Origin of the sequence: Bradyrhizobium sp. HKCCYLRH3059 (genome assembly GCF_051168035.1) — a bacterium.
GTDB lineage: Bacteria > Pseudomonadota > Alphaproteobacteria > Rhizobiales > Xanthobacteraceae > Bradyrhizobium.
The window spans coordinates 101,099-127,735 of record NZ_JBNPUF010000007.1; the positions used below are offsets into that span (position 1 = coordinate 101,099).

Sequence of the window (26,637 nt, forward strand, 5' to 3'; positions counted from 1 at the left end):
CGGAAATGAGGATGAAGCGAAGGCCGGGCCGGCTAGCCGGCCGCACGCAGCTTGGTGGCGGCGGCCTCGGCCGGACGATGGCTCGAGGTTTCCAGGCACTGCGTGGCGATCGCCAGACTCGCGACGCCCTCGTCGCCGGTGACGGCGGGCGACGTGCCCGAGCGCACCGCATGCAGGAACGCGATCAGCTCGGCGCGGAGAGGCTCGTCATGGCCGACCGGGAGATGCCGCATCGAGTAGCTGCCGTCCGGCTTGAAGCCGAAGCATTCGGTGACCTGGCGGGTGAGCAGGTCGCCCATGATGTACTTGCCGCGCGTCGCCACGGTGACGTTGCGCGCCTTGAACGGCGTCAACCAGTTGGTGTTGATGTGGGCCAGCACGCCCGAGGCGGTGCGGAACTGCAGAAGCGCGATGTCCTCGCGCTCGGCGACCGCGCTGGAGAGCTGCGGCTGCACCTCGATGATGTCGGACTCGGTGAACCAGCGGATCAGGTCGATGTCGTGCACGGCGAGGTCGATGACGACGCCGACATTGGACATGCGCGGCGGGAACGGGCCGACGCGGGTGATCGCGATCGACAGGATGTCCTCGCCGGCGATCGCCTTCTTGATCGCGGCAACCGCCGGATTGAAGCGCTCGACATGGCCGATCATCAGGGTGACGCCGGCGCGGTGCGCGGCCGAGACGATCTCCTTGCCTTCCTCGACCGTGGAGGCGATCGGCTTCTCGACGAGCAGATGCACCTTGCGGGCGATGCAGGCGAGCGCGAGCTCGTGATGCAGATGGGTGGGAGCGGCGATCGTCACGGCGTCGACGCCCTCGGCGACGAGCTCATCGAGCGTCTCGAAGGTCGGGCAGTTCGCAAGCTCGGTGACGCGGCTGCGATGCGCCGGCAGCGGATCGACGACGCCGACGAGGTGCACGTCGGGCAGACCGGCGAGCACGCGGGCATGATTGCTGCCCATCACGCCGGCTCCGATCACGCCGACTCGCAGCGCCTGCCTCAGCTCGGCCTTGTGGCCCGCCCCCTTGGAACTCATGTCATCGACCCCATCAATGTCCCCGGATTGCGACGTCACGGATTGGCCGCAACGGTTAACGAACGGCAAATCACCGGTCGAAGCTCTCCTAGCATGCCGCTTGAAGCGAGGCGAATGCGGAAACCCTTTTCAGGACACGATTTGATTCAGAAAGTTACATCGGGTGCGGACGAAAAGCGCTGTCTTTTGAACGGCGTGCACGATGCCCTTCACGTGTGGCGAGCGCCCTGCTCACGCGTCACGACAGGCCGCGAAGGTAACGGTCGATGCGTCTTCACGCCTGCGTGTTGGCTACGGCGGGAGGTAACACGGTGGATCCCGCCGGCGAAGGAGATCACGTCACATCGCGGGAGAACACCCATGACCCTCAGCCTTGCCTCGCTCCGCTACGCCTCATCCTTCGCCGTGCTGCTCGCCTCGCTTGCTCCGTGGTCGCCGTCGGTGGCCGCGGTGGATCGGCCTGTCGTCATCGAGCTCTTCACCTCGCAGGGCTGCTCCTCCTGCCCGCCTGCAAATGCCTATCTGAACGAGCTGGTGCGGCAGCGCCGCGACGTGCTGCCGCTCGCCTTTCACGTCACCTATTGGGACCGGCTCGGCTGGAAGGATCCGTTCTCGTTGCCGGCCGCCACCGATCGCCAGGCCCGCTACGGCAGCCGCTTCGGCGACGGCTCCTACACGCCGGAGATCGTCGTCGACGGGGTGACGGGTCATGTCGGCTCCAACAGGGCCGAGGTGGGAGCCGCGATCGATCGCGCCAGGGGCGCGAGCGCGACGGCGGCGCGGCTCAAGCTCGCGCGCGATGGCGACAGGCTCACGGTCGAGGTCGACGGCGGCGAAGGACGCGGACGCCTCCTCCTGGTCGGCTTCGATCATCGGCATGAAACGGCGATCCGCCGCGGCGAGAATGGCGGCCGCACGCTGGAGGAGCTCAACGTGGTGCGCTCGGTGCGTCCGCTCGGGGATTGGAGCGGCACCGCGCTGCGCCTCACCGAACCCATGCCGGAGGGCGAGGATGCCGCCGTGATTCTCGAAGCGGCGGACGGGCGCATCGTCGGCGCGGCGCGATTGTAGTATGCGGTCAGGAGGAGGCGCAGTACCGGTGCCAGAACTGGCGGTAGCCCTCCTCCACCTTGCGCGTGTAGGTCTCGACATTGCCGGCGGCCGAGTTGGCAACCATGGCCGGCAGTTCAGCACGCAGCTTCGCCAGCGTCGCGGGTGCGGCAGCATATTTCAGCGCGATGGCGATGTAGCCGTCATCGTCGGAGGCCACGAAGTCGCCGAGCCCGACCGCCGTGTTGATCGCCGCCGCCGCGCGCGCCGCCGCGCCGTGGCCGAGCTTGGCGATGACGGGGACGCCGGCCTGCAGCGACTCCCAGGTGCTGACGCCGCCATTCTGCGGGAACGGGTCGAGCGACACGTCGATGCCTGCGAACTGCGCGATGTGCTGGTCGCGCGTCGACAGGCCGAGGCAGGTGATGCGCTCCTGCGCGATGCCATGCGCCACGAACCGCGCGACGAGGCCGTCGCGCAGCAAGGGCTCATCGAGCGCGCCGTTCTTGATGACGATCCGCGAGCCCGGCAGCGCGCCCATCAGGCGGGACCAGAGCGCGAGCGCAGGCTCGGAGATCTTGTCGATCCGGTTGAAGACGCCGAACGTGACGGTGCCGTTGCGCAGCATCGGCAGTGGCGTCGGCTGCCATCCCGGCAACGGATCGGTGGTGATCACGGCCGGCAGATCATAGACCTGCTCGGCAAACAGCGGACGCACAGCCTCCGGCACCGTCACCGGATCGGCGAAGAAGTAGTCGATGGTCGGAAGCCCCGTGCCGGTGCCGCTGCCCCACGCCGTGACCTGCACCGGCGCCGGCTTGCGCGCGAACACCGGCAGCCGGTTGCCGGCGGAATGGCCGGAGAGGTCGACGAGGATATCGACCTGATCGGCCTCGATGCGATCGCTCAGTTCCTCATCGGACATCTGCCAGGCGTCGACCCAGAGGTCGGCGGCGGAACGGCATCGCTCGGTCATGCCATCCTGCAGCGGCGAGCAGGAATAGCAGACGCCCCTGAACGCCTGATGGTCGTGGTGGCGCAGGACCGGCAGGAACACCAGGGCAGCCGAGTGATTCCTGAAATCGGACGAGACGTAGCCGATGGTGAGCCGCCGCTCCGGATCGCGGTCGCGGACCGGCGGCGGCCGGCGCGTGATCTTGCTGCCGATCCTGGTCCACCATTCCCGGCGTACCGCCTGATGCTGAGCGAAATCGGTATCCGGCATGAAGTCGAGCAGGAAGATCTTCGCGGTAATCGCATCACCGAAATCCGGCTTGATCTCGAGCGCACGCTCGAAGTGCTGCAAGGCCGTCGCGAGATCGCCCTGCTTGCAGAAGCATTCTCCGAGCCAGGTCCAGGCAACCTCCGACTGCGGGTTCTGCTCCAGCACCTTGCGGCAGGCATCCATCGCCGGCGCGATATTGTCCTTGATGGCGCTGAGCTGCGCGAAGCCCAGGAGCGCGACGTCCAGCCGCGGATCGAGCGCCAGCGCGGCCTCGAAATCGGGCATCGCCTTGTCGAAACGTCCGGCCTGCTGATGCAGCCGGCCGCGCTGCGCCAGCACCTGCGCGGCGTTGGGTTTGATCGCAAGCGCGGCGTCGAATGCCGCGAGCGCCTCGTCGGAATGGCGCAGATTGATGCTGGCGAGTCCCTTGCCGAACATCGCCTCCATGTGACGCGGGTTGAGCGACAACGCGCGATCGAAGCTCTGATTGGCCTCCGCATTGCGGGCGAGCGGAAGCAGCGCCATGCCGCGATTGCAATAGGCGTCGGCATAGTCGGGCTTGAGCGCGATCGCCCGGTCATGCGCGGCGATCGCCTCCTCGGGCCGGCCCAGGCGCATCAGCGTGTTGCCGAGGCCCGTGAGCGCCACGAGCAGATTCGGTTTCAGCGCGATCGCGCGCTCCTGGCATTTGCGCGCCTCGTCGAAGCGCTTGCGGTTGAACAGCGCGAGACCGAGATTGGAGAGCGCCTCGGCATGCCGCGGCTCGATCTCCACGGCCCTGGTCAGGGCCTGCTCGGCGAGGTCGAGCTGGCCGCCGTCGAGCGCCGTGACGCCGAGCAGGTGCAGCGCATCGAAATGGTCGGGAAGCAGCGCCAGAATCTGGCCGCAGATCGCCTGCGTCTCGGCGTGACGGCCGGCACGATACGCCGCCACGGCGCGCGGCATGAGCTCATCGGCCTGCTTGCGATGCTTCTTCTGCAATCTCGCATTCTGGAAGGCGCGAGAGCCGACATTGCTTGCCAAAAGACTTGCCTCCATGAGGAGCGTGCAGATCGCGGGAACGCGGTGAACTCACATGCGGCACGAGCGGATGCCGCGACACAAGAACTATCCGGCGCAATGGCGGCGCCAGAACAGGCGATAACCCTCCTCGACCTTGCGCGCGTAGGTCTCGACATTGCCCGCGGCCGAGCCTGCGACCATCGCCGGCAGAGCAGCCCGCAGCCTGGCGAGCTCCGCCGGCCGAGAGGCCCACTTCGCGGCGAGCGCAACATACCCCTCGTCGTCCTCGGCCACGAACTCGCCGAGCCCGACCGCCGTGACGATCGCGGCTGCGGCGCGCGACGCCGCGCTGCAGCCGAGCCTGGCGATGACCGGCACGCCGGCCTGCAGCGATTCCCAGGTGCTGACGCCGCCATTCTGCGGAAACGGATCGAGCGAGATGTCGACCTCGGCAAACTGCGCGATCTGCTGCTCGCGCGTCGACCAGCCGAGACAGACGACGCGCTCCGGCACGACACCATGGGCGGCGAAGCGCGCCAGGAGACGGTCGCGCAACAAGCGATCATCGAGCGAGCTGCTCTTGATCACGATGCGCGAGTCCGGCAGCTGCTGCATGATGCGGGTCCAGACGATCAGCGCAGCGTCGGAGATCTTGTCGAGCCGATTGAACACGCCGAAGCTGACAAAGCCGTTATTGAGCATCGGCAGCGGTGTCGGCGCGATGTCCGGCAACGCTTCGGTGGTGATCACCGCCGGCAGGTCGTAGACCTGCTCGGCGAACAGATGACGCACGGCGTCGGGCACCGTCACCGGATCGGCCAGGAAGTAGTCGATGGTCGGCAGGCCGGTGCCAGTGCCGCTGCCCCAGGCCGTGACCTGGATAGGTGCGGGCTTGCGGGCAAACAGCGGCAGCCGGTTGCCGGCGGAGTGGCCGGAGAGATCGACCAGGATATCGACGCCATCGGCCGTGATGCGGTCGGCGAGTTCGTCGTCCGACATCTGCACGGCGTCGACCCAGAGATCGGCGCAGGCACGGAACTGCGCGGTCACACTGTCCTGCACCGGCGAGCAGGCGTAGCAGACGATCGCGAAATTCTGCGGGTCGCGATGCCTGAGTACCGGCAGAAATGTCAGCGCGGCCGAATGATTGCGGAAGTCGGACGAGACGTACCCGATCGTCAGGTGTCGTTCCGGGTCGAGATCGCGCTTGGCCGCCGGCCGGCGCGGGATGTGGGCGCCGATCCGCTGCCACCATTCGCGCCGCGCCGCCTGCTGGAGCGCGAAATCGGCCTCCGGCATGAACTCGAGCGTGAAGATCTTGGCGGTCATCGCCTCGGCGAAATCGGGCCTGATCTCGAGGGCGCGATCGAAATGTGCGACGGCCGAGGCGACCTCGCCCTGCTTGCCATAGCAGACGCCGAGCCACAGCCAGGCCTCCTCGGAGCGCGGATTCTGCTCCAGCACCTTGCGGCAGGCGTCGACGGATTGGGCGACGTCCTTGAAATGGCCGAGCTGGGCCTTGCCGAGCAACGCCATCTCCAGCATCGGATCACGCGCCAGCGCCGCCTCGTAGTCCGCCTTCGCCTGGTCGAAACGCCCGGCCATCTGATGCAGCCGGCCGCGCTGGGCGAGCACCTGCGGTGCACCGGGCTTGATGGCGAGCGCGGCGTCGAAGGCCGCGAGCGCCTCGTCGGAATGGCGCAGATTGATGCTGGCGAGTCCCTTGCCGAACATCGCCTCCATGTGACGCGGGTTGAGCGACAACGCGCGATCGAAGCTCGCATTGGCCTCTGCATTGCGGGCGAGCGGAAGCAGCGCCATGCCGCGATTGCAATAGGCGTCGGCATAGTCGGGCTTGAGCGCGATCGCCCGGTCATGCGCGGTGATCGCCTCCTCCGGCCGGCCCAGGCGCATCAGCGTGTTGCCGAGGCCCGTGAGCGCCACGAGCAGATTCGGTTTCAGCGCGACGGCGCGCTCCTGGCACTTGCGCGCCTCCTCGAAGCGCTTGCGGTTGAACAGCGCGAGACCGAGATTGGAGAGCGCCTCGGCATTCCGCGGCTCGATCTCGACGGCCTTGGTCAGCGCCTGCTCGGCGAGATCGATCTGGCCACCGTCGAGCGCCGTCACACCGAGCAGATGCAGGGCATCGAAATGGTCCGGCAGCAACGCCAGGATCTGGCCGCAGATCGCCTGGGCCTCGGCCCGCCGACCACCGCGATAGGCGGCGACGGCCGCGGGCATCAGCGCATCGGCCTGCTTGCGGTGTTTCTTCTGCAGCCTCGCATTCTGAAACGCACGGGAACCGACATCGCTTGCCAAAGACGGCCTCCGAATAACGCGTGGATCTACATATCGGGCTTGTTCACGCGCGACCTTGCTTCAGGCCGCGACGGATGGGCCTCAGCCGCCAGTAGCGCAATAGCGGCGCCAGAACTGGCGATACCCCTCCTCGACCTTGCGCGTGTAGGTCTCGACGTTGCCGGCGGCCGAGTTGGCCACCCGCATCGGCAGCTCCGCACGGAGCTGAGCGAGCTCGGCCGGCCGCGCCGCGTGCTTCAGGGCGATCGCAATGTACCCCTCGTCGTCCTCGGCCACCCAGTCGTCGAGCCCGATCGCCTTGACGATCGCGCCGCCGGCCCGCGACGCTGCACTGTTGCCGAGCTTGGCAACCACGGGAACGCCGGCCTGCAGCGATTCCCAGGTGCTGACGCCGCCATTCTGCGGGAACGGATCGAGCGAGATGTCGATGTTGGCGAACGCCGCGATGTGCTCATGGCGCATCGAAGCGCCGAGACAGGTGAGGCGGCTCTCGCCGACGCCGTGCGCGGCGAAGCGGGCGATCAGCGTGTCGCGCAGGTATGCGTCCTCGAGCGCGCCGTTCTTGATGACGATGCGGGCGTCCGGCAACGCTTGGAGCAGCGCCGACCACACCCTCAGCACCTCGTCGGAGATCTTGTCGACGCGGTTGAAGACACCGAAGTTGACGTAGCCGTTGCGCAGCATCGGCAGCGGCGTCGGCTGCGCGTCCGGCAGCGGATCCGTGGTGATCAGCGCCGGAAGATCGTAGACCTGCTCGGCAAACAGCGGCCGCACCGCCGCCGGCACCGTCACCGGATCGGCAAAGAAGTAGTCCATCGTGGGCAATCCCGTGCCGGTCGCATTGCCCCATGCGGTGACCTGGATCGGCGCGGGCTTGCGGGCGAACACGGTGAGCCGGTTGCCGGCCGAATGACCGGAGAGGTCGACGAGAATGTCGACCTGATCGGCCTGGATGCGATCGGCCAACTCATCGTCGGACAATTGAGATCCGTCGACCCAGCCGTCGGCCGCCGCCTTGCACTGCTCGGTGACCGAATCGACCAGCGGCGAGCACGAGTAGCAGATGACCTTGAACGCCGCGTGGTCGTGATGGCGCAGCACCGGAAGGAAGGTCAGCGCGGCCGAATGGCTGCGGAAGTCGGACGACACGTAACCGACCGTGATGCGGCGATCCGGATCACGGTCGATGGCGGCGAGCTGGCGCTGCGAGATATGCGCGCCGATCCGCTCCCACCATTCGCGGCGGACGGCCTGATGCACGGCGACGTCGGCGCCGGGATAGAAATCGAGCGCGAAGATCTTCTTCATCATTGCATCCTCGAAATCCGGCTTGATCTCGAGGGCGCGGTCGAAGTGCTGGATGGCGCCGGCCGTGTCGCCCTGCTTCGCCAGGCACGTGCCGAGCCAGATCAGCGCGACCTCCGACGCCGGATTCTGCTCCAGCACCCGCTTGCAGGCGAGCATCGCCGGAGCGATCCGCTCGGTGAGCACGCAGACATGCGCCTTGCCGAGCAGCGCCGCCTCGAGCCCGGGGTCGGTCGCCAGCGCGGCATCGAAATCGGCCTCGGCCTCGGCGAACCGTCCCATCTGCACATAGAGACGGCCACGCTGCGCGATGACGGCCGCCGTGCCCGGCTTCATGGCAAGGGCGGCGTTGAAGGCGGCGAGCGCCTGCTCGAGGTGCCGCAGATTGATGCTGACCAACCCCTTGCCGAAGGTCGCCTGCATGTGCCGCGGCGCCAGTGCCAAGGCGCGGTCGAAGCTCTGTCTGGCCTCCTCGTTGCGCAGCAGGAGCAGTTGCGCCATGCCGCGATTGCAGTAGGCGTCGGCGAAGTCGGGCTTCAGCGCGATGGCGCGGTCATGCACCTCGATCGCCTGCGCGAACAGCTGCATGTTCATCAGGGTGTTGCCGAGGCTCGTCAGCGCGGTGGCGAAATTGGGCTTGAGCGCGACGGCGCGCTCCTGCACCGCGCGCGCCTCCTCGTAGCGCTTCATGCTGAACAGCACGAGGCCGAGATTGGCCAGGGCCTCGGCATTGCGCGGCTCCACCGCGACGGCGCGGGTCAGGGCCTGCTCGGCGAGGTCGAGCCGACCGCTGTCGAGCGCGGAGGCGCCGAGAAGGTGAAGGGCGTCGAAATGATCGGGCACGAGGGCCAGCGCCTGACCGCAGATGGCCTGGGCGTCGGCATGCCGGCCCGACCGGTAGGCCTCGACGGCCTTCGGCAGCAGGCCGTCGGCCTGCTTGCGGTTCTTCTTCTGCAGGCGCGCGTTCTGGAACGCGCGCGATCCGATCGTGCTTTGCAAGGAAGCTCTCCGGCGGACGACGTCCGGGGCTATCTAGCACGGCTCGCGTGATTCGCGGCGAGACCCCGCCCTACTCGCGGCGGTAATCGTCCTCGATGCGGATGATGTCGTCCTCGCCGAGATAGGACCCGGTCTGGACCTCGATCAGTTCCAGCAGGATCTTGCCCGGGTTCTCCAGCCGGTGCACCGCGCCCATCGGAATGTAGATCGATTCGTTCTCGTGCACGGTCTTGACCGTCTCGTTGATGGTGACCCGCGCCGCGCCGCGCACTACGATCCAGTGCTCGGAGCGGTGATAGTGCTTCTGCAGCGACAGCCGCTGGCCGGGCTTGACGATGATGCGCTTGACCTGATGACGCTCGCCATTGTCGACCGACTGATAGCTGCCCCAGGGCCGATGCACCTTGATGTGCGCCTCGGTCACTTCGGGCGCGACGGTCTTGAGCTTGGCGACCAGCCGCTTCAACCCGTTGGCATCGCGCTGGCGCGACACCAGCACGGCATCCTGCGCCGCCACCACGACGAGATCGTCGACGCCCTCGAGCGCGACCAGCGCCTTGTCGGTGACCACGTTGCAGTTGCGGGAATCCTCGAACACGGCGGTGCCGCGCGCGGCATTGCCCTGCTCGTCCTTGTCGGACAGTTCCCAGACCGCATGCCAGGAGCCGACATCAGACCAACCGCACGACACCGCCACCACGGCGGCACGTTCGGTCTTTTCCATCACGGCATAGTCGATCGAGATCGGCTTGGCCGCCGCGAAGGCATCGGAGTCCAGGATGATGAAGCCGAGGTCGCGGCCGGCCTTGGAGACAGCGTCGATCACCGTCTGCACGCTGCCCGCATCGAACTTGCGGTATTCATCGAGCAGGACCGACGCGCGGAACATGAAGTTGCCGCTGTTCCAGAGATAGCCTTCGCGAATGTAGCGCTCGGCGGTCGGCTGATCCGGCTTCTCGACGAACTTCGCGACGGCCCGCACTTCCCCGGATACCGATGCACCCGGGCTGATATAGCCATATTCGGTGGCCGCGCGCTCCGGATTGACGCCGAAGGTGACGATGCGGCCGGCCTCGGCGGCCGCGAGCCCCTGCCGGCACGCCGCGAGAAAAGCGGGGGTGTCACGGACGACGTGATCGGCCGCGAGTGCCAGCACGACAGCGTCCTGATGGCGCGACTGGGCGAACGCCGCTCCGGCGGCGATGGCCGGGCCCGAATCGCGCCGCATCGGCTCCAGCAGCACGTCCGCCTCGATGCCGATCTCGGCCAGTTGCTCCAGCACCATGAAGCGATAGGCCAGATTGGTGATGATGATCGGCCGTTCGAACAAGTCGGCATCGGATACGCGCAGCAGCGTGTCCTGGAACGTGGAACGGGCGCCGAACAGCGGCAGGAACTGCTTCGGGCGAACCTCCCGCGAGGCCGGCCAGAGCCGGGTCCCGGCGCCGCCGCACATGATGAGAGGAATGATGCGTCCGGTCATGAATCAACCCGTTAAATTCGGTGATAGTCGCGGTACCATTTCGCAAAACGTCCGATGCCGTCGGCGATCGACGTCGCCGGCCGGAAGCCGATGTCGCGTTCGAGGTCGCTGACATCAGCATAGGTCGCCTCGACGTCGCCGGGCTGCATCGGCAGCATTTCCCTGATGGCCGGCCGCCCAAATTCCTTCTCCAACAACGTTATCACGTCCATCAGCTGTTCGGGATGATTGTTGCCGATATTGTAAATCCGCCATGGCGCCCGGCTGCTCGACGGATCGGGCCTGTTTCCATCCCAATCCGGGTTTCCCTGGGGCGGGCGGCCGATCAGGCGGACGATGGCCTGCACGATGTCGTCGACATAGGTAAAATCACGCCGCATCCGGCCCTGATTGAACAGCTTGACCGGCTGCCCGGCGAGGATGGCCTTCGCAAAGATGAACATCGCCATGTCGGGACGGCCCCAGGGGCCGTAGACGGTGAAGAAGCGCAGCCCGGTGGCCGGCAGGCGGTAGAGATGGCTGTAGGAATGCGCCATCAGTTCGTTGGCCTTCTTGCTCGCCGCATAGAGGCTGATCGGATGATCGACATTGTCCTTGACCGAGAACGGCAGCTTGGTGTTGGCGCCATAGACCGATGAGGACGAGGCGAACAGCAGATGCTCGCAGCCATGATGGCGGCAGCCTTCGAGGACGTTGATGAAGCCTTCGAGATTGGCGTCGACATAGGCGTGCGGATTTTCCAGCGAGTAGCGCACGCCGGCCTGAGCGGCGAGATGCACCACGACCGGAAAGCGATGCTGGGCGAACAGCGCCTTGATGCCGGCGCGGTCGACGAGATCGAGCTTATGAAAAACGAAACCCGGCTGCGCCTTCAGGATCTCGAGGCGCGCCTCCTTCAGCTTCGGATCGTAATAGGCGTTGACGTTATCGATGCCGATGACCCGGCGCCCCTCCGCAAGCAGCCGCTGCGACAGGTGGAATCCGATGAAGCCGGCGGCGCCGGTCACGAGGATGGGATGATCTGCCATGGTCGCTCCGTCAGGGTCGCCACAGTTCGATGGCGGCGGGTTTGCTCGCGCGGTCGAGCTTCATCTTCACGTCGAGCACGAGGCCGCTCTCCTCGCGCAGCAGGCCCTGCACGAGAGCCCAGCCTCCGGCGAGATACTGATCGTGCGACACGGCCAACACCACCGCGTCGGCTGGGCGCAGCGCCTCGATCGCCGTCAGGCCGATGCCATACTCCTCGTGCACCGCCGCTGCATCGGCGAGGGGATCGGCGATCTGCACCTCGACGCCGAACGACTGCAATTCGCTGATGATGTCGATCACCCGCGAATTGCGGATGTCCGGCACGTTCTCCTTGAACGTCATGCCGAGAATGGTGACGACGCCCCCCCGGCCCTTCCGCCGCAGCAATCCGCGGATGCATTCGCGCGCGATGCGCCGGCCCATCTCGTCATTGATGCGGCGGCCCGCCAGGATCACCTCGGGATGGTAGCCCGCCTTCTCGGCGCGGTAGGTGAGGTAATAGGGATCGACGCCGATGCAGTGGCCGCCGACCAGGCCGGGGGTGAACGGCAGGAAGTTCCACTTGGTCGCGGCAGCCGCGAGCACGTCGCCGGTATCGATCTCCAGTGCCTGGAAGATCAGCGACAACTCGTTCATGAAGGCGATGTTGAGATCGCGCTGGGTGTTCTCGATCACCTTGGCCGCCTCGGCGACCTTGATCGATGGCGCGCGATGGATGCCAGCGGTGACGACCGAGCCGTAGACGGCGGCGACGATCGCGAGCGTCTGCGGATTCTGTGCCGAGACCACCTTGGTGATGGTCTCGAAGCGATGCGTCTTGTCGCCGGGATTGATGCGCTCCGGCGAATAGCCGACGTTGAAATCCGTCCCCGCCTTCAGTCCCGAGCAGCTCTCCAGCAACGGGACGCAGTCTTCTTCGACGGCGCCCGGGTACACGGTCGACTCATAGACGACGATGTCGCCGCGTTTCAGAACGGCCCCCACCGTGCGCGTCGCGGCCAGCATGGCGCCGAGATCGGGCCGCCGCGCGCTATCGATCGGGGTCGGAACGGTGACGATGAAAAAATCGGCAGTCGCGATATCATCCGGCTCGCTGGTGAAGCGCAGGCCTGGCCGGCGCAGGTCGGCCGCATCGACCTCGCAGGTCCGGTCCCTTGCATCCTTCAGCTCCGCGACCCGGACCGCATCGATATCGAACCCGATCGTCGGGCAGCCTGTCCGCGCGAACGCAGCCGCGACCGGCAGGCCGACATAGCCAAGGCCTATCACCGCAATCTTCCGGCCATGAGACATAAATTGATATTCCGGTCGTTTCGGAGGCCATTGACGCCACCCCTGCGACTGTTTAGCCACCGGTGCATCAGGACCGCAAGGGGCGGCTAAGGCTCCCCCTCGACCGGGGTCCGGCCTTGCCAGGACGGGAGTTGCGCGTATCGCACTCGGCTTGGACCGTTTCAACCAAGAGCGAAGCCAGCCTGGCATGCGTGCGTTTTTGATTCTTCTCCTCCGGATCGTGGTGTCGCTGGCCCTGCTGTATCTCGCGTTGCGCGGGATCAACTTTGCGGCGATCCGCGAACGGCTCAGCCAGATCAACATCGGCTGGATCGGGCTGGCGGTAGCCATCACGCTGGTGCAGATCTTCATCGGCGCCCTGCGGTGGCGCGAGATCTCCGCGCTGTGCGGCGCGCCGCTGACGGACCTGCAGGCGTTCCGCTACAACATGATCGGCGCCTTCTTCAACCAGACCCTGCCGTCCTCGATCGGCGGCGATGCCGTGCGTCTCTGGCTGATCGGGCGCACCGGCGCCGGCTGGCGCGCGGCCAGCTACTCGATCCTGACCGACCGCGCCGTCGGCTTCATTGCGCTGGCGCTGATCATCGTCTCGAGCCTGCCGTGGAGCTATGGCATGATCGCCGACGAGCACGGGCGGCTGGCCCTGGTGCTGGTCGACGCCGCCGCGCTGGCGGCCGGCGTCGGCTTCCTCACCATCGGCCATCTGCCGGCGGCGTGGATGAAGGCGTGGTGGCCGACGCGTCACGTCTATGCCTGCTCGGTGATCGCGAACAAGGTGATCTTCGGCCGAACCACGGCTGCGAAGATCGCCGCGCTGTCACTGTCAATTCACGTGCTGGCCGTCGTCATTGCCTGGTGCGCGGTGCGCTCCATCGCGGCGCCAGCCGCATTCGAACAACTGTTCCTGCTGACCCCGCCGATCATGCTGATCACGATGCTGCCGATCTCGATCGCCGGCTGGGGCGTGCGCGAGGCGACGATGATGGTGGCTTTCGGCTATGCCGGCCTGGCGCCGGCGGACGGCACCGTGGTCTCGATCCTGTTCGGCGCGGTCTACTTCATCGTCGGCGGCATGGGCGGGCTGGTGTGGATTCTCAGCGCCGAAAAAGGCGCCGGCCGCCTCGCCGTTCCCGCGACGGTCGAAGACTGACCTGGATCATGATGCGATTCCACGGAATCGCATCATGATCTCATCTCTTTGTTTGAGCATGATCTTTTCGGAAAACCGGTTTCCACTTTTCCGGATCATCATGCTCTAAGCGGCGCGCGCCCATTCGTCGTGCCAGGCCTGCGCCATCAGCACGTTCCACAGCCAGTAGGAATGATTGTGGCGGCGGCTGAGATGCTCGTCGAACATGCGCGTCACCCGCACCGGATCGAACAGGCCCTGCCGCCTCAGCCGCTCCGGCGACAGCAGGTCCGAGGCCCAGGATTTCAACGGCCCACGCAGCCACGCGTCGAGCGGAATGCTGAAGCCCGTCTTCGGCCGATCGATCATCTCGGCCGGTACGTGGCGATACAGCACCTGCCGCACCAGCCATTTGCCGCGGCCGTCCCGCACCTTCATGCCGGCGGGCACCTTGGCGGAGAACTCGACGACGTCCTTGTCGAGGAACGGCACACGCGTCTCCAGCGCAACCGCCATCGCCGCGCGATCGACCTTCTGCAGGATGTCGTCGCTGAGATAGCTGAGGGAATCCGCCAGGGTCATGCGGTCGAGCGGATCGAGCCGCGCCGCGAGCTGCCGCATCTCGCTCCCCGCCCAACTCTCCTGCTCCGTGCCACCCACCACCGTCCCGGCCGGATCCTGATCGATCGAGCACAGCGCCCGGTAGAGGCCATCAAAGCCGTCGGCGGCAATGACGCGGCCGAGCTTGGCCACCTGATCGCCGGCATGCCGAACCTTCAATCGGGCCGGCAACACCGGCTGCAGCGCCCTGAGAACCGTCTCGGCCGGCTCTGGGGCGATCGCGCCGAGAACGGCGCCAATGGCACGCCGCAGCGGCATCGGCACGCGACCAAGACGCGCCTGCAGCGCGCCGCCCCAGACATGCCTGTTGTAGCCGCCGAACAGCTCGTCGCCCGCGTCACCTGACAATGCGACGGTCACATGCCGGCGCGCGAGCTGCGCGACCAGATGCGTGGGGATCTGCGAGGAGTCGGCGAACGGTTCGTCATAGATCCGCGGCAGCTTCGGCACCACGTCCATCGCGGTCCGCGCATCGACGTACAGCTCGGTATGATCCGTGCCGAGATGCTGGGCAACCCTGCGGGCGTCCTCGGCCTCGTTGTAGCCACCTTCGGCAAAGCCGATGCTGAAGGTGCGGACCGGCTGGCTCGCCCCCGCCTGCATCAAGGCCACGATGGTCGATGAGTCGACGCCCCCGGACAGGAACGCGCCGAGCGGCACGTCCGACAGGCACTGCCGCTTCACGGCGACCGACAGCAACTGCTCCAGCCGATCGACGGCCTCGCGCTCGTCGGCGATGCGATCCTCCTGGGCGGCAGCGACGCGATCGCGCAGCGACCAATAGGGTTGCGGCAGTGGCCAGCCGCCGGGAGCCGCATCCAAGGCGAAGCTCACGAACGACGCCGGTGGCAGCTTGCGGATGCCGGTCCAGATCGTGGCAGGCGCAGGCACGTAGGAATAGCGCATGAACGCCGTGAGCGCCGCGCGGTCGAGCGACGGCGCCCAGGAGGGATGCGCCGCCAGCGCCTTGAGCTCGGAGCCGAACACCAGATCGGCGCCGCTCCAGCCGTAGAACAGCGGCTTTTCGCCGAAGCGGTCGCGCGCCAGGATCAACTGCCGAGTTTCGGCGTCCCAGAGCCCGAAGACGAACATGCCGATCAGGCGCTGAAGCGCCGGCTCAACGCCCCATCGGCTGATCGCGGCGAGCAGCGTTTCGGTGTCGGAATGACCGCGCCAATTCGGCGCGGCGCCGGCGGCCTCCAGCTCTGCACGGACATCGAGATGGTTGTAGATCTCGCCGTTGAAGGTGACGGTGTAGCGTCCGCAGGCACTGTGCATCGGCTGCGCCCCGGCCTCGGAGAGATCGAGGATCGCCAGACGGCGATGTCCGAAGGCAAGCCCCTTCGCAGCACTGATCCAACTGCCGGACGCATCGGGGCCGCGATGCGCCAGCGCTGCCGTCATCCGTTCGACGATCCCGGCCAGTTGGGCCTGGTCGGCTCCGCCGAGGCGAAACAGGCCGGCTATGCCGCACATGGTCCCCTCTCCGCCGCTTCGTCCCCCATCTGCATGGCTCAGTGACCCTCACCAGCGTCGTGCAGCAATTCCGTCTCATGATTGGCCAGGAAACCGAGGCTCGGACGGCTGGTGCCGTAGTAATAGGGCAGCCCCAGCGCACGCCTCCAGCGCGACAGCAGTCGTGCGCCATCGTGATCGCCTTCGAATTCAGCCAACCGACCGTCGGCGATGGCCAGGACCTCATCCGCCGTGTGGCGGATGTCGTCCGCCGAGTTGGTCTCCGGATGCGCGCCGCTCCGGCCCAGCACGGCCGCATCGAACACGCGCCAGCGCCAGGGCGACGTCGTCAGTTGGTGCTGCGTCAGCACGGTGCCGTCTGCCAGTCTGACGGGCTTGAGGGCAAAACGGACGTTGCTGTTCCATAGCTGGGCGTCGGTCGTGATCGCATTCACGATCGCACAAGGAATGCCGAAACTGACAGCGACATTCGTCAACCCGGACGTCGTCCCGATGAAGGCGTGGGCGTGGCGGATCAGGTGGATGTCCATCGGCTCCGATCTGAATTCGCTCAGCGCGTAATCGATCGTGCGAGCCATCGGCGGAAGCCTCGGCGAGTTCGGACCACCGAGCTTGATGACCCATCCGCCACGGGAGGCGATCAGACGAATGGCGTCCAAAGACGTCTCGATCGGCGCATTGCGGTGGGTCTGCCCTGTGCCCATGAACTCGAAATAATGCGCTGCGTCCCGGGTGTGCAGGCACACATACCAGTCGTCGGGCTTCATGCCGTACCTGGAACGGAACGCATCGAAGCGAGCCGCAGCGGCGGCCGCACTCCGGTCGTAGGCATCACGCAACGGATGCCCTCTGCCCTCACGCTCCCATTGCTCGATGGCGATCGCACCCGCGTCCTGCCAGGGCACGACCCGCCCATCCGGCAGCCTGAACGCGTTGAAGTTCAACCCGCACCAGCGCTGCAAGGACAGCAGCTCCTCACCCAGTCGCTCCGATACGGTTTCGCCGATCACCACGACCTTGCCGAAACCTTCAAACAGCTTGAAGAAGACCGCGTTGGCGATGCTATCGGGACGGACGACGATCACGGCTTCGCCTGACCACCAGCCCAGCTCTCGCATCCGAAACAGAATGTCGAGCATGCCGAGATGGCCGATCTGCGTCGCCCATTCCTCAGGAACGAGCCGCAGCGTATCGAAGGTGAGGCCGAGCCGGTCGAGCAGACGCTTCAACTCATCAGAAAGCGGTGGCGGCGATGCCCGCAGTTCCCGCTGCGCATCCAAGGCGCGCTCATACAACCGAATTGCAATCTCGCCGCGACCGACATGCATCACGCGCTGGCCCGTGAAGTTGCACAGGTCGAACAGCCGGCCGGGAGCGCCGCAGAGGAAATCGAGGCTGTTGGGAACATAGCGCGGTGAATTCCGAGCTGCGATGTTCTGGTGGGGACGGAAAAAATGCAGGCTGCTCCGACCCGCCCAGAACATCGCGTCGAGCGCCGCCGCCTCATCCCCTTCGATCACGTCGACCATGGCCTTGTAGAAGGCGAGATCGACCATCGCTTCGAGCTGTTCGGGCTTCGCTCCCGCCGCGGCATCGCGCGCTTCCGAAAACTCGCCCAGTTCGAACAAGGATCGAACCAGCGCGTATCTGGTGTCCGCATCATCGAACGCCAAGGTTTCGCGGCCGACAGTCCCGGCCGCCTCGCGATAGGCACCGATGCTGCTCAGGGCTTGAATCGAAGCGCCGGGGAAATATCGGCTGAGAGCCGTCGAAAAACGAAACTCCGGCCGAGCTGCAAGATGCGACGTCGCATAGGGAAAATAGGCCTGAGCAAGGCGCCGCCGGAGTGGAAGTCTCGCGGCGAAAGCGATGACCAGACCAAGGAACACCGCGCGTCGCGGCAGCAGATTGAGGGTCGCTCCGACTATGACGAAGACCTGGTAGACAAACCGTCGGCGGCCGCCGCGCATCGGCCTTTGCTTTTGCAGTTTCATACGACCAAGTTCCACACAACCTTGAAATCCCGGATTCCGCGCGTTCGGATCAAGGCGGAGCCTGGACGACCGGCCATTCAAGTCGCCTGCGCGCCAAGGATCACGTCTCAGGATAAGGACAATACGCTCGCCGGGTCCAATGGGAGAATTCCCCGTGGAGACATCGCCGCCGCAAATGCCAACCAAGGATTGAGCCGATTGGATCGCAGCTATAACAGAGGTCCCGGGAATTTTCCAAGCCGAACATGGGGATGAACGCGAGCAAAACCGGATGAAATGAGGATTCAGAATCTTAAGCCCGGCGCCGATTGGTCTCGGGGAGTCCCACCTGATGAGCGAGGGCTCGGACGAAGCGTGTCGGACGACCCCGCGTGGAGGCGGCGGCTCCTCCTTGGTTGGAATTCAGCAAAATCGGCATCATTTGCCGTCGCCAACTCCAACGGGAAATGCCCGCTTGAAAGCCGCCGTCTTGACGATCTCGCGAGCGAGATAGCTCGTAAAGATCTGCGCTCCGTGCCTGTCCAAATGGCCGCCGCCGTCGATCGTCGTCAGGCCATCGAATGGCGGCGCGATCAGTTCGATGTTCAATTCCTTCGCCAGTTCTGCGGCCTGCTGGACGCAGGACTGGCTATGCGGGACCAATGTGAGCACGGCCTCTCCGCCCACTTCCTGGAGAAATCTCTTCGCATAGTCGACAATCGCGGGGGTCGTATGGCAGTCGGGATCGCGGGCCGACAGCATCGGCTTGTTGCCCAAGGCGACATAGCCCGGATTGTCATCCAGCCCCATGTCACCATCAGCGATGTTGCGATAGAGGCCGGTGGGCGAGAAATGGCCGTTCTGATACGCCGCAATCAAGTCCTCGATACGCCAGTGCAGATTGCGGCCGACCACCGTCAGGTACCCCCGTAGTCGGTTGCGCTGGACGGCGGCAATGGGCTGCTTCTGCGGACCAAGAGTGACGTTGAGGTCGTTGCTGAAGAAGTGCACGAACTGATCGTCGGCATTGATGATCCACAGACGCGGACGGATTTTCCAGCGTTGGATCACGAGCCGCGAGAACTCACCGCCGCGAATGCCCACGAAGGCCATGTTGTAGATCCCCAATCGACCGAGCACCGGCGATTGCGCGAGCGTCTGCCGGTCTACGGCATAGCTGACGAAGGACGGACCGAGAAAGACAATGTCAGACTGCTCGGCGGCTCCGACCGATCCTCCCAGATTGCTGTAGAAGATATCCTGGTCCTGGATCTGCGGAATGCTGCGGCCTCCAAAATCACGATACCAGTTGGTGTCGCTTTGGCGCGGAATCTGCAACAGCCCATCGCGCAACGTCCACGCGTCGAATGAGAAGAGCGACAAGCCGAGCGAAAACGCGAACGCGGCCGCCAGGCCGACAATTCCGACTGCGATGAGATAGCGCCCGAATCCGGCCGGTTCAGCTGACTTTTCCGGTGCAGACCGGCCGACTGTCGACATGACGCAATTTCCGCTCGATAGGTTGTCTCGGTGGGTGTCGTGGCAGCTGCTTTCGGCTCCGACGACGAGAGTCTAGACACGACGTCAGCCGGTGGAACAGAGGGCTTCCCACTCCTCCCAAGTTTGCTTTGCGCGGGAGCGCAGACCTATCGGGATGTCATCTGCATGATCCATCGAGGGGTTTCTTCGCCGCTGCGGTCGTCGGCAAGAGTGATTGCGCGCCCCCCGTCACGGCGGCGTTGGATTGGCGTCGTTGGGTCGAATTTTGAGCTGCCATAGCAGAAGAATCATTGATCGAAAAGGGTCCGCCCTGTTCGAGAGGCCGGCCGCACGTCGCCACCGTCAGCAGGCGGCATCCCCCGAAATTCGCAGTTGGAGAGGCGCACGCAACTTGGCAGCGCCCTCAATCATTGATAAAGCAGCGCAATATGCAGCAACATCAAGAAACTTGTTATGCTCTTCACGCAGTTTGAGTTTCTGTTCCTGTTCCTGCCGGTGACTCTGGTCGGTTATTTTCTGCTGGCTCGCTTTTTCGCCGCCCCTGTCGTGCGCCTCAGCTGGCTCGCCGCGGCGTCGCTCACCTTCTACAGCTATTGGGAGATCCACTTCGTCCCGATCATCCTAATCTCCATCGCCTTCAACTATACGATGGGTCTGCTGATTGCCGGACAGACCGGAAAGCTCCGCACCGGCCTGTTTTCCGCTGCCATCACGCTCAACCTGGCCGCGCTCGCGTTCTACAAATATACGAATTTCGGCATCCAGATCCTCAATGCGATCACCGCGTCGAAGCACCCCTCGCTTGCGATCGTTCTCCCGCTTGGCATTTCGTTTTTCACCTTCACCCAGATCGCCTACCTCGCCGACGTCTATGGCGGGTATTCCGATGAACGAAGCTTTGTGAAGTACGGCCTGTTCGTCACGTATTTTCCGCATCTGGTCGCCGGCCCGATTCTCCATCACCGCGAGATGATGCCGCAATTCGGCTCGGAGGAGAGCCGACGGATTTCCATCGAGAAGGTCGCGGTCGGCCTTACGATTCTGACCATCGGACTTTTCAAGAAGTCGTTCATCGCGGACGGGTTCGGCCTGATCGCGAATCCCGTGTTCCACGCCGCCAATTCGAGCCACCTTCACCTGATGGACGCCTGGGGCGGCGCGCTCGCCTACTCGCTGCAGATCTACTTCGATTTCTCGGGCTACTCCGACATGGCGATCGGCATTTCGATCATGTTCGGGATCCGGCTGCCCTTCAACTTCGATTCCCCCTACAAATCGCTGAGCATCGTCGAGTTCTGGCGCCGTTGGCACATCTCGCTGTCGCGCTTCCTCCGCGACTATCTCTACATCCCGCTTGGCGGCAATCGCTACGGCGAGCACCGGAGAAACGCCAACCTCTTCGCCACCATGCTGCTCGGCGGTCTCTGGCACGGAGCAGGCTTCACCTTTATCATATGGGGAGCGCTGCACGGGCTGTTTCTGATCGTCAATCATCGCTGGGGCAAATTCGTCGCACAGCGACCGGCCCTCACCCGCCTGTCGGCGACCGCCTGGTATGCGGTGGCGGCGCTCTTGTTGACACAGTTCGTCGTGGTTCTGGCGTGGGTTTTCTTCCGGGCCGACAATCCGAATGCCGCGGTCAGGCTCATCAAGGGGATGCTCGCCCTGTCCAACCCGGAGAAGATCACGGCAACGAACCTCGTCGATCCGCGCCTCATGATCGCAATCCTGGCAGGCTATGTCGCCTGTTTCACCCTGCCCAACGTGAACACGATGTTCGAGCGCTGGAAGGTCGGACTGGACACCTACCACAACCCTCGTCCCTGGAGCATTCTGAACCTGAAGTGGCGACCGTCCCTGCCGTGGGCCATCGGAACTTCGATCGCGCTGGTGGCGGCGGTTCTGATGAACATCATCGCCGGAGACACCTCCCAGTTCCTCTACTTCCAGTTCTAAGCTATCACCGCGTGCACCGCAGTGCTTTGCGCTGATGTTAATGAGCATGGTTTCAGACGACCGCTGCATGGATGATCAACCGCGGCCACCGCTTTCAGTGCAGTCGATGGATTGCACGCGGCGTTACGTCACGACGGTTCTGGCGACCTCCGCGCTGGCCGGCTACCTGCTTCCCGCGACTCTTTTTCAACTAGCCCGGCCATTCGGCGCTACGAAAACTCTGCAGGATCTGGCTGAGTCCCAGCGAAAGAACCCCGGGCAAATCGTGCTTCCCTTTGATCTGCGCTACAATGCAGCGTTCAAGTTGGCGAGGCTCGAGCAGGAGCGTCCCGAAGTCATCTGGATCAGTTCATCGCGCGCAGGGTCGTTTCGTTCCGCCCATTTTGTTCCATACAGCTTCTACAATCTCTCGTTCACGGCTTGGACGACTGACCAGATGGTCGATCTGTTCGAGCGCGCCACACGGTTCGCGCCTCCCCGGGTCGCCATTCTCTCACTGGATCACTTCTTGTTTGCCGAGCGTTGGGAAGAATGGTTCGCTCTTCCACGAAAGATGCGTTACGATCTCGCGCTCACCTATGTGAGATCAAGCCTTTTGGATTTCGCGCGGACGGCAGCGCGCAATCCGGCGCCATTCCGGAACTACGCCAGCTCGCCGACGGCCTTCGTCGGCACCCAGTCCATCCTTCATGGGGAAGGCTTCCGCAGTGACGGATCCTACCTCTATTCACCGGCACATATTGCCGATGCGCGCTCACGTTACTTGAATGCCGAAACGCTCGCCGGGAGCCTTCCTCGCGCGCCAGGCGTGTCGTCACGGCTGAAACAGCCGATCGCTCGACTCGCGGAAATCGCGAAATCTCGCAAGGTAAAGCTCATTGGCGTTCAGTTGCCGTTCATTCGGGCTGGCGTTGATCTTCTAGATCGCGAACAGGACGGTCCTCAGAGGTTCGGTGCTTGGCGAGAGTTCGCGAGCAAGCAAACTCGGGACTGGATGCAGGAGATGGGAATCCGCTTCTTCGATTTGGCGCGCCTAACGATGGAGCATGAGACGGCCAGTTTCGTGGACGCCTACCATTTGGCGGAGGCCGGCGCCGCCCGAACGATGCTGCATTTGCTGAATGATCCGGATTTTGGAGCTGAGTTTCCGAGGATCGACCCCTCAGAGATCCGGCGATCACTCGCTTCTTCACCGCAAACCTGAGCACCATACAACGCTCTTTGGCCAGCACCTCTGAGTCGTCAGCTCGACACGTGGACAGTCAACGTCCGAATGTTGCTTGTTGGGGGCCAAGATGGCCGAGCTTTGCGGCAGGAGACGGAATGGATACAAGCCCGTGACCCGGTATATCGCGATAGTCATAACGCTGTTCGCTGCCGCGTTCGTGCCGCTGCTGGCGATGTTGGAATGGGCGGGCTGGCAATTGGGCGCCACGGTTCCGCTTTCAGTGATCGCGGCGGAGCAGTCACAAAGCGACCGGCTCGTCTGGCTTGGGACGTTCAAGGACTATGCCGCTTACAAGCTGGAGCGAATTAGGCGAACTCGCCCTGAGATCTTGCTGGTGGGAAGTTCCCGCTGCGGCCAAGCCCGCGAACAGATGTTTCGCCCCTATCGCAGCTATAACGCCTGCCTGACGGCTTGGCCTCTCGCGCACGTCGTAGATTTCGTCGATCGCGCGACCAAAGCTGCGAAACCGCGCGTCGTCGTCGTGGCGCTGGATTACTTCCTGTTCGACGATTCCCTTGCCGATGCCTGGACAAAGGAACGCACGATGGACTTCGCACAGGGGCTCGATGCACACCGGCGAGAGTTGCACAGCGTGGTAGAGTTCGTGATCCGGACTGGGGGAAACATCGAAGCAATCCGGTCCGCGCTCTTGATTCCGCAGTTCGATCCTGTGGACAACAACAAACTGGTCGGTCCAGAGGCGATTCGCGGGAAGTTCGGATTCCGCAAGGACGGCTCGGTCATAGTTGCCCCACCCTATCGAAGCGCATGGGCCGAGACGATGTCTAGAGGCGCTCAATACATCCTGTCGTTCTGGGGTACATCCCACCTCAGCGAAAGGCAGTTCCTGGAAGTCGATCGCTTGGCCCGACTGTCTCGCGAACGAGGCTTTTCGGTGGTTGCGATCCAATATCCGTTCCTGGAAAGCGCGGCAGCCTTCCTCGATACCGATGAAGCCTACCGGCCCTATTCTGGTCACTGGCGCGAGATCAGGAGTCCACAGACCGTCGAAAGATTTGCGCAGCTTGGCATCCAGTTCTTCGATATGAGCCGCACCGAGATATCGCGCGATTCCGGCAACTTCTTCGATCCCGCGCATCCCTCGGAAAGGGGCATGCTCAAGACCTACCTCGCCCTGCTGGACCGGACCGAGTTCAGCAAGCTGTTTCCGCGGATCGACCGCAGCGCCTTGGCAGCCGATCTCGAAAAGGGACAGGGTGAACAGTTCGATCTCTATCACTGAGGCATGCTGCGAGAGACTTGCGTCCTCCGAGGCTTTTCCGATTGGCCCGCCCACCAGCGAAGCAGTTCGTCTCTCGTCGGAGCATCCTCGGATCCATCCTCCGCCTGATTCGTCAGCAAAGATGCTGAGCATCGCGGAGAAAGGATGATGAGCTCTCCGGAAGCCGCATTCCAACGCGACCACACAACCGTAAGCTAACAGGACTGTTTGTGCTGCTGCGCACACCTGATAAAGAGACCGCTGGAAATGACCGCCGCCGGCCCCTCCATCGCTCCGATCGGGGGACCGTGCTTGTTTTTTCGCAACGAAATCAATGTCGAGCATGAAAGATGCAGATCGGAACGGGATTCGCGGTGCAGATGTGCCGGGCGACAGCGACGCTTTGCATCGGAGTTCCTCGGCCCGCGAATGACACGGTGGCCGATTATCCGACCTCAGCCCGATCGAACCGGAGGCGAATTCCTTGGATCAGGTGATCGATATGAGTGAGATGGATCTGGCCTGTCAGACTGTTCGCGCCTCCTGCGACTCCGGGCAGACGATTGCGTTCGTGTCCGGCAACTTCAACGTCGTGCACCCCGGACATTTACGGCTTTTGAAGTTCGCCGCCGAGCAGGCCGACGTGCTGGTCGTGGGCGTCAATCCCGATTCGACGCCTGGCGTGACCCTGGCGCAGGACATGCGCCTCGAAAATGTGCGTTCCATCGCCTTTGTGCACCATGTCGTGCGCTTGGAAACATCGGCGTCCGACTTCATCGCGCATCTGAAGCCGACGGTCGTCGTCAAGGGCAAGGAGTTCGAGGATCGCGCCAATCCCGAGCAGGAGGCCGTGGACGCCTATGGCGGACGGCTGATCTTCTCGTCCGGTGAATTGCGCTTTGCGTCGCTGTCGCTGCTGGAACGCGACGCCAACATCGACATCTCCACGGTCCGCAAGCCGCAGGAATTTCCCAGGCGCCACGGCTTCGAGATCGCGAATCTGAAGGATCTGCTCCGCAAGCTGTCCGGCATGCGGGTCGCCGTCATCGGCGACCTGATCGTCGACGAATATGTCACCTGCGATGCGGTCGGCATGTCCCAGGAGGACCCGACCATCGTCGTGACGCCGCTGATGACCCGCACCTTCGTCGGCGGCGCGGGTGCGGTTGCGGCGCATGCGCACGGGCTCGGCGCCGACGTGAAATTCTTCACCCTGGTCGGCGACGACGAAGCGGCGCGGTTCGCCCGCAACACGCTCGAACAGCATGGCGTCAACTTCAACGCCTTCACCGACCAGAGCCGGCCGACCACGCGCAAGCAGCGTTTTCGCGCGCTCAACAAGACGCTGTTGCGCGTCAATCATCTGCGCCAGCACGCGTCGGATGCCGACCTGCAGCGGCAGATGCTGACCTCGGTCGAGCGCGCCTTGAAGACCTGCGATCTGCTGCTGTTCTCCTGCTTCAACTACGGCTGCCTGCCGCAGGATCTGGTCGACGCGATCGCCGATCGCGCCCGCGCCCAGGGCGTGATGATGGCGGCCGACAGCCAGGTGTCGTCGCAGACCGGCGACGTCTCCCGCTTCAAGGGCATGACCCTGCTGACGCCGACCGAGCGGGAGGCGCGCGTCGCACTGAACGACTTCATTTCGGGTCTCGCCGTGATCAGCGAGCGGCTGGTCGAACGGGCCCGCACCAAGAATCTCGTGATCACGCTCGGCGCCGAGGGCGCGCTGATCAACACCATGGCGGACGGCACCTTCACCTCGGACCGCCTGCCGGCGTTCAATCCATCCCCGAAGGACGTGTCCGGTGCCGGCGACAGCTTCTTCATGGCCTGCTCGATGGGCCTGCGCGCGGGCGCCGATATCTGGCAGGCCTCCTATCTCGGATCGCTGGCGGCTGCCCTCCAGGTTTCCCGCGTCGGCAATCTGCCGTTGACGACGGCGGAATTGGTGCGGGAAATCGACGAGACCGGATTCAGCCAGGAGTAGGATGTCGTCATGCGTGCCCTCCTGCTCGCGGCGGGGATCGGAAGCCGGCTGCGCCCGCTGACCAATACGACGCCGAAATGCCTGGTGCGTGTGCACGACCGTCCATTGCTGGACTACTGGCTCGATCTCGTGTTCGAAGGCGGCATCGAGCGCGCGCTGCTCAACACACACTGGCTCGCCGAACAGGTGCGCGCCCACGTGGCGCAATCGCGCTGGCGGGACCGCATCGATCTTGTTCACGAAGATGAACTGCTCGGGACGGGCGGCACCGTGCTTGCCAACCGCGCCTGGTTCGGCGACCAGCCCTTCCTCGTGGCTCACGCCGACAATCTGACGGATTTCGACGTCGCGGGGCTGCTCGCCGCCCATCGCAACCGCCCGCCCGGCTGCATCATGACGATGCTCGCATTCCGCACCGATGATCCGAGCTCGTGCGGGATTCTCGAGCTCGACGATCAGCACAGGGTCATCGCCTTCCACGAGAAGGTCAAGAATCCGCCCGGGAACCTCGCCAATGGCGCGGTCTATGTATTCGATCCCGCCGTCATCGCCGACATCGCCGCGCTGGGAAAGCCGATCGTCGATCTCTCCACGGAAATCATCCCCAACTATTTGGGACGCATTTTCTGCGTGGAAACCAGCGGTTATCATCGGGACATCGGCAACCCGGAAAGCTTGCGCCGGGCCCATTTGGAGTTTAATCACGAACCACGCCGTGGCGGGGACGCTTGACGGGCGGGTTTCGCCGCCGGGCTGGTCACCTTCTTCTGCCAATTTGTATAAAGGTGCGCGCGACG

General features: G+C 64.4%; 17 protein-coding genes. 7 read left to right on the top strand and 10 right to left on the bottom strand.

The genetic code is table 11. The features are described 5' to 3' along the window. Positions 1-32: 32 nt before the first annotated feature. Positions 33-1,040 carry a Gfo/Idh/MocA family protein gene (locus ACQR13_RS22115; RefSeq protein ID WP_315712777.1) on the bottom strand — a complete coding sequence of 336 codons (1,008 nt, stop codon included), beginning with the start codon at positions 1,038-1,040 and terminating at the stop codon, positions 33-35. Between the two features lie 360 nt (positions 1,041-1,400). On the opposite strand from ACQR13_RS22115, the gene ACQR13_RS22120 reads away from it, so the two are divergent. Continuing rightward, positions 1,401-2,111, top strand: a complete 711-nt coding sequence (locus ACQR13_RS22120) for a DUF1223 domain-containing protein (protein ID WP_315753213.1) — start codon at positions 1,401-1,403, stop codon at positions 2,109-2,111. A gap of 7 nt (positions 2,112-2,118) precedes the next feature. Here ACQR13_RS22120 and ACQR13_RS22125 read toward each other — a convergent pair whose 3' ends face one another. The 6 genes from ACQR13_RS22125 to ACQR13_RS22150 all read right to left on the bottom strand — a co-directional run bounded on the left by ACQR13_RS22125 (position 2,119) and on the right by ACQR13_RS22150 (position 12,745). Next, positions 2,119-4,338, bottom strand: a complete 2,220-nt coding sequence (locus ACQR13_RS22125; protein ID WP_434863303.1) for a tetratricopeptide repeat protein — start codon at positions 4,336-4,338, stop codon at positions 2,119-2,121. An 84-nt stretch (positions 4,339-4,422) separates the two neighbouring features. Beyond that, the gene (locus ACQR13_RS22130) at positions 4,423-6,636 is read right to left on the bottom strand and encodes a tetratricopeptide repeat protein (RefSeq protein WP_434863244.1); all 2,214 of its coding nucleotides are present in this window, start codon (positions 6,634-6,636) and stop codon (positions 4,423-4,425) included. Between the two features lie 81 nt (positions 6,637-6,717). Then, a complete protein-coding gene (locus ACQR13_RS22135) occupies positions 6,718-8,940 on the bottom strand; it encodes a tetratricopeptide repeat protein (RefSeq protein ID WP_315712781.1) in 2,223 nt (740 codons plus the stop codon). 70 nt (positions 8,941-9,010) lie between these two features. Then, entirely contained in the window at positions 9,011-10,423 is a 1,413-nt protein-coding gene (locus ACQR13_RS22140) for a mannose-1-phosphate guanylyltransferase/mannose-6-phosphate isomerase (protein WP_315753217.1), read from the bottom strand. Between the two features lie 11 nt (positions 10,424-10,434). Further along, positions 10,435-11,451 (bottom strand): NAD-dependent epimerase, encoded by a 1,017-nt coding sequence (locus tag ACQR13_RS22145; protein ID WP_315753218.1) that lies wholly within the window; start codon positions 11,449-11,451, stop codon positions 10,435-10,437. Between the two features lie 10 nt (positions 11,452-11,461). Beyond that, positions 11,462-12,745: a nucleotide sugar dehydrogenase gene (locus tag ACQR13_RS22150; RefSeq protein WP_315753219.1), complete on the bottom strand. Its 1,284-nt coding sequence runs from the start codon at positions 12,743-12,745 to the stop codon at positions 11,462-11,464. Between the two features lie 187 nt (positions 12,746-12,932). On the opposite strand from ACQR13_RS22150, the gene ACQR13_RS22155 reads away from it, so the two are divergent. Then, entirely contained in the window at positions 12,933-13,895 is a 963-nt protein-coding gene (locus ACQR13_RS22155; protein ID WP_315712786.1) for a lysylphosphatidylglycerol synthase transmembrane domain-containing protein, read from the top strand. A 105-nt stretch (positions 13,896-14,000) separates the two neighbouring features. Here the strand turns inward: ACQR13_RS22155 and asnB are convergent, their stop codons facing one another. From asnB to ACQR13_RS22170, 3 genes are all read right to left on the bottom strand, one after another. Then, complete coding sequence (gene asnB / locus ACQR13_RS22160; RefSeq protein ID WP_316192919.1) at positions 14,001-15,971, bottom strand: asparagine synthase (glutamine-hydrolyzing); 1,971 nt, start codon at positions 15,969-15,971, stop codon at positions 14,001-14,003. 38 nt (positions 15,972-16,009) lie between these two features. Beyond that, on the bottom strand, positions 16,010-17,965 hold the full coding sequence (locus ACQR13_RS22165) for a TIGR04372 family glycosyltransferase (RefSeq protein WP_316172937.1): 1,956 nt from the start codon (positions 17,963-17,965) through the stop codon (positions 16,010-16,012). A gap of 417 nt (positions 17,966-18,382) precedes the next feature. Beyond that, on the bottom strand, positions 18,383-19,444 hold the full coding sequence (locus ACQR13_RS22170) for a hypothetical protein (protein ID WP_316172938.1): 1,062 nt from the start codon (positions 19,442-19,444) through the stop codon (positions 18,383-18,385). 453 nt (positions 19,445-19,897) lie between these two features. Between ACQR13_RS22170 and ACQR13_RS22175 the strand changes: the two genes are divergently transcribed. From ACQR13_RS22175 to ACQR13_RS22195, 5 genes are all read left to right on the top strand, one after another. Then, positions 19,898-21,400 (top strand): MBOAT family O-acyltransferase, encoded by a 1,503-nt coding sequence (locus ACQR13_RS22175; RefSeq protein WP_434863245.1) that lies wholly within the window; start codon positions 19,898-19,900, stop codon positions 21,398-21,400. A gap of 67 nt (positions 21,401-21,467) precedes the next feature. Further along, positions 21,468-22,604 (top strand): hydrolase, encoded by a 1,137-nt coding sequence (locus ACQR13_RS22180; RefSeq protein WP_315753224.1) that lies wholly within the window; start codon positions 21,468-21,470, stop codon positions 22,602-22,604. A gap of 133 nt (positions 22,605-22,737) precedes the next feature. Then, positions 22,738-23,871, top strand: a complete 1,134-nt coding sequence (locus ACQR13_RS22185) for a hypothetical protein (RefSeq protein ID WP_315753225.1) — start codon at positions 22,738-22,740, stop codon at positions 23,869-23,871. A 481-nt stretch (positions 23,872-24,352) separates the two neighbouring features. Beyond that, positions 24,353-25,840: a PfkB family carbohydrate kinase gene (locus ACQR13_RS22190; protein ID WP_409977946.1), complete on the top strand. Its 1,488-nt coding sequence runs from the start codon at positions 24,353-24,355 to the stop codon at positions 25,838-25,840. A gap of 9 nt (positions 25,841-25,849) precedes the next feature. Beyond that, positions 25,850-26,572 (top strand): nucleotidyltransferase family protein, encoded by a 723-nt coding sequence (locus tag ACQR13_RS22195; RefSeq protein ID WP_315753226.1) that lies wholly within the window; start codon positions 25,850-25,852, stop codon positions 26,570-26,572. Positions 26,573-26,637: the final 65 nt, after the last annotated feature.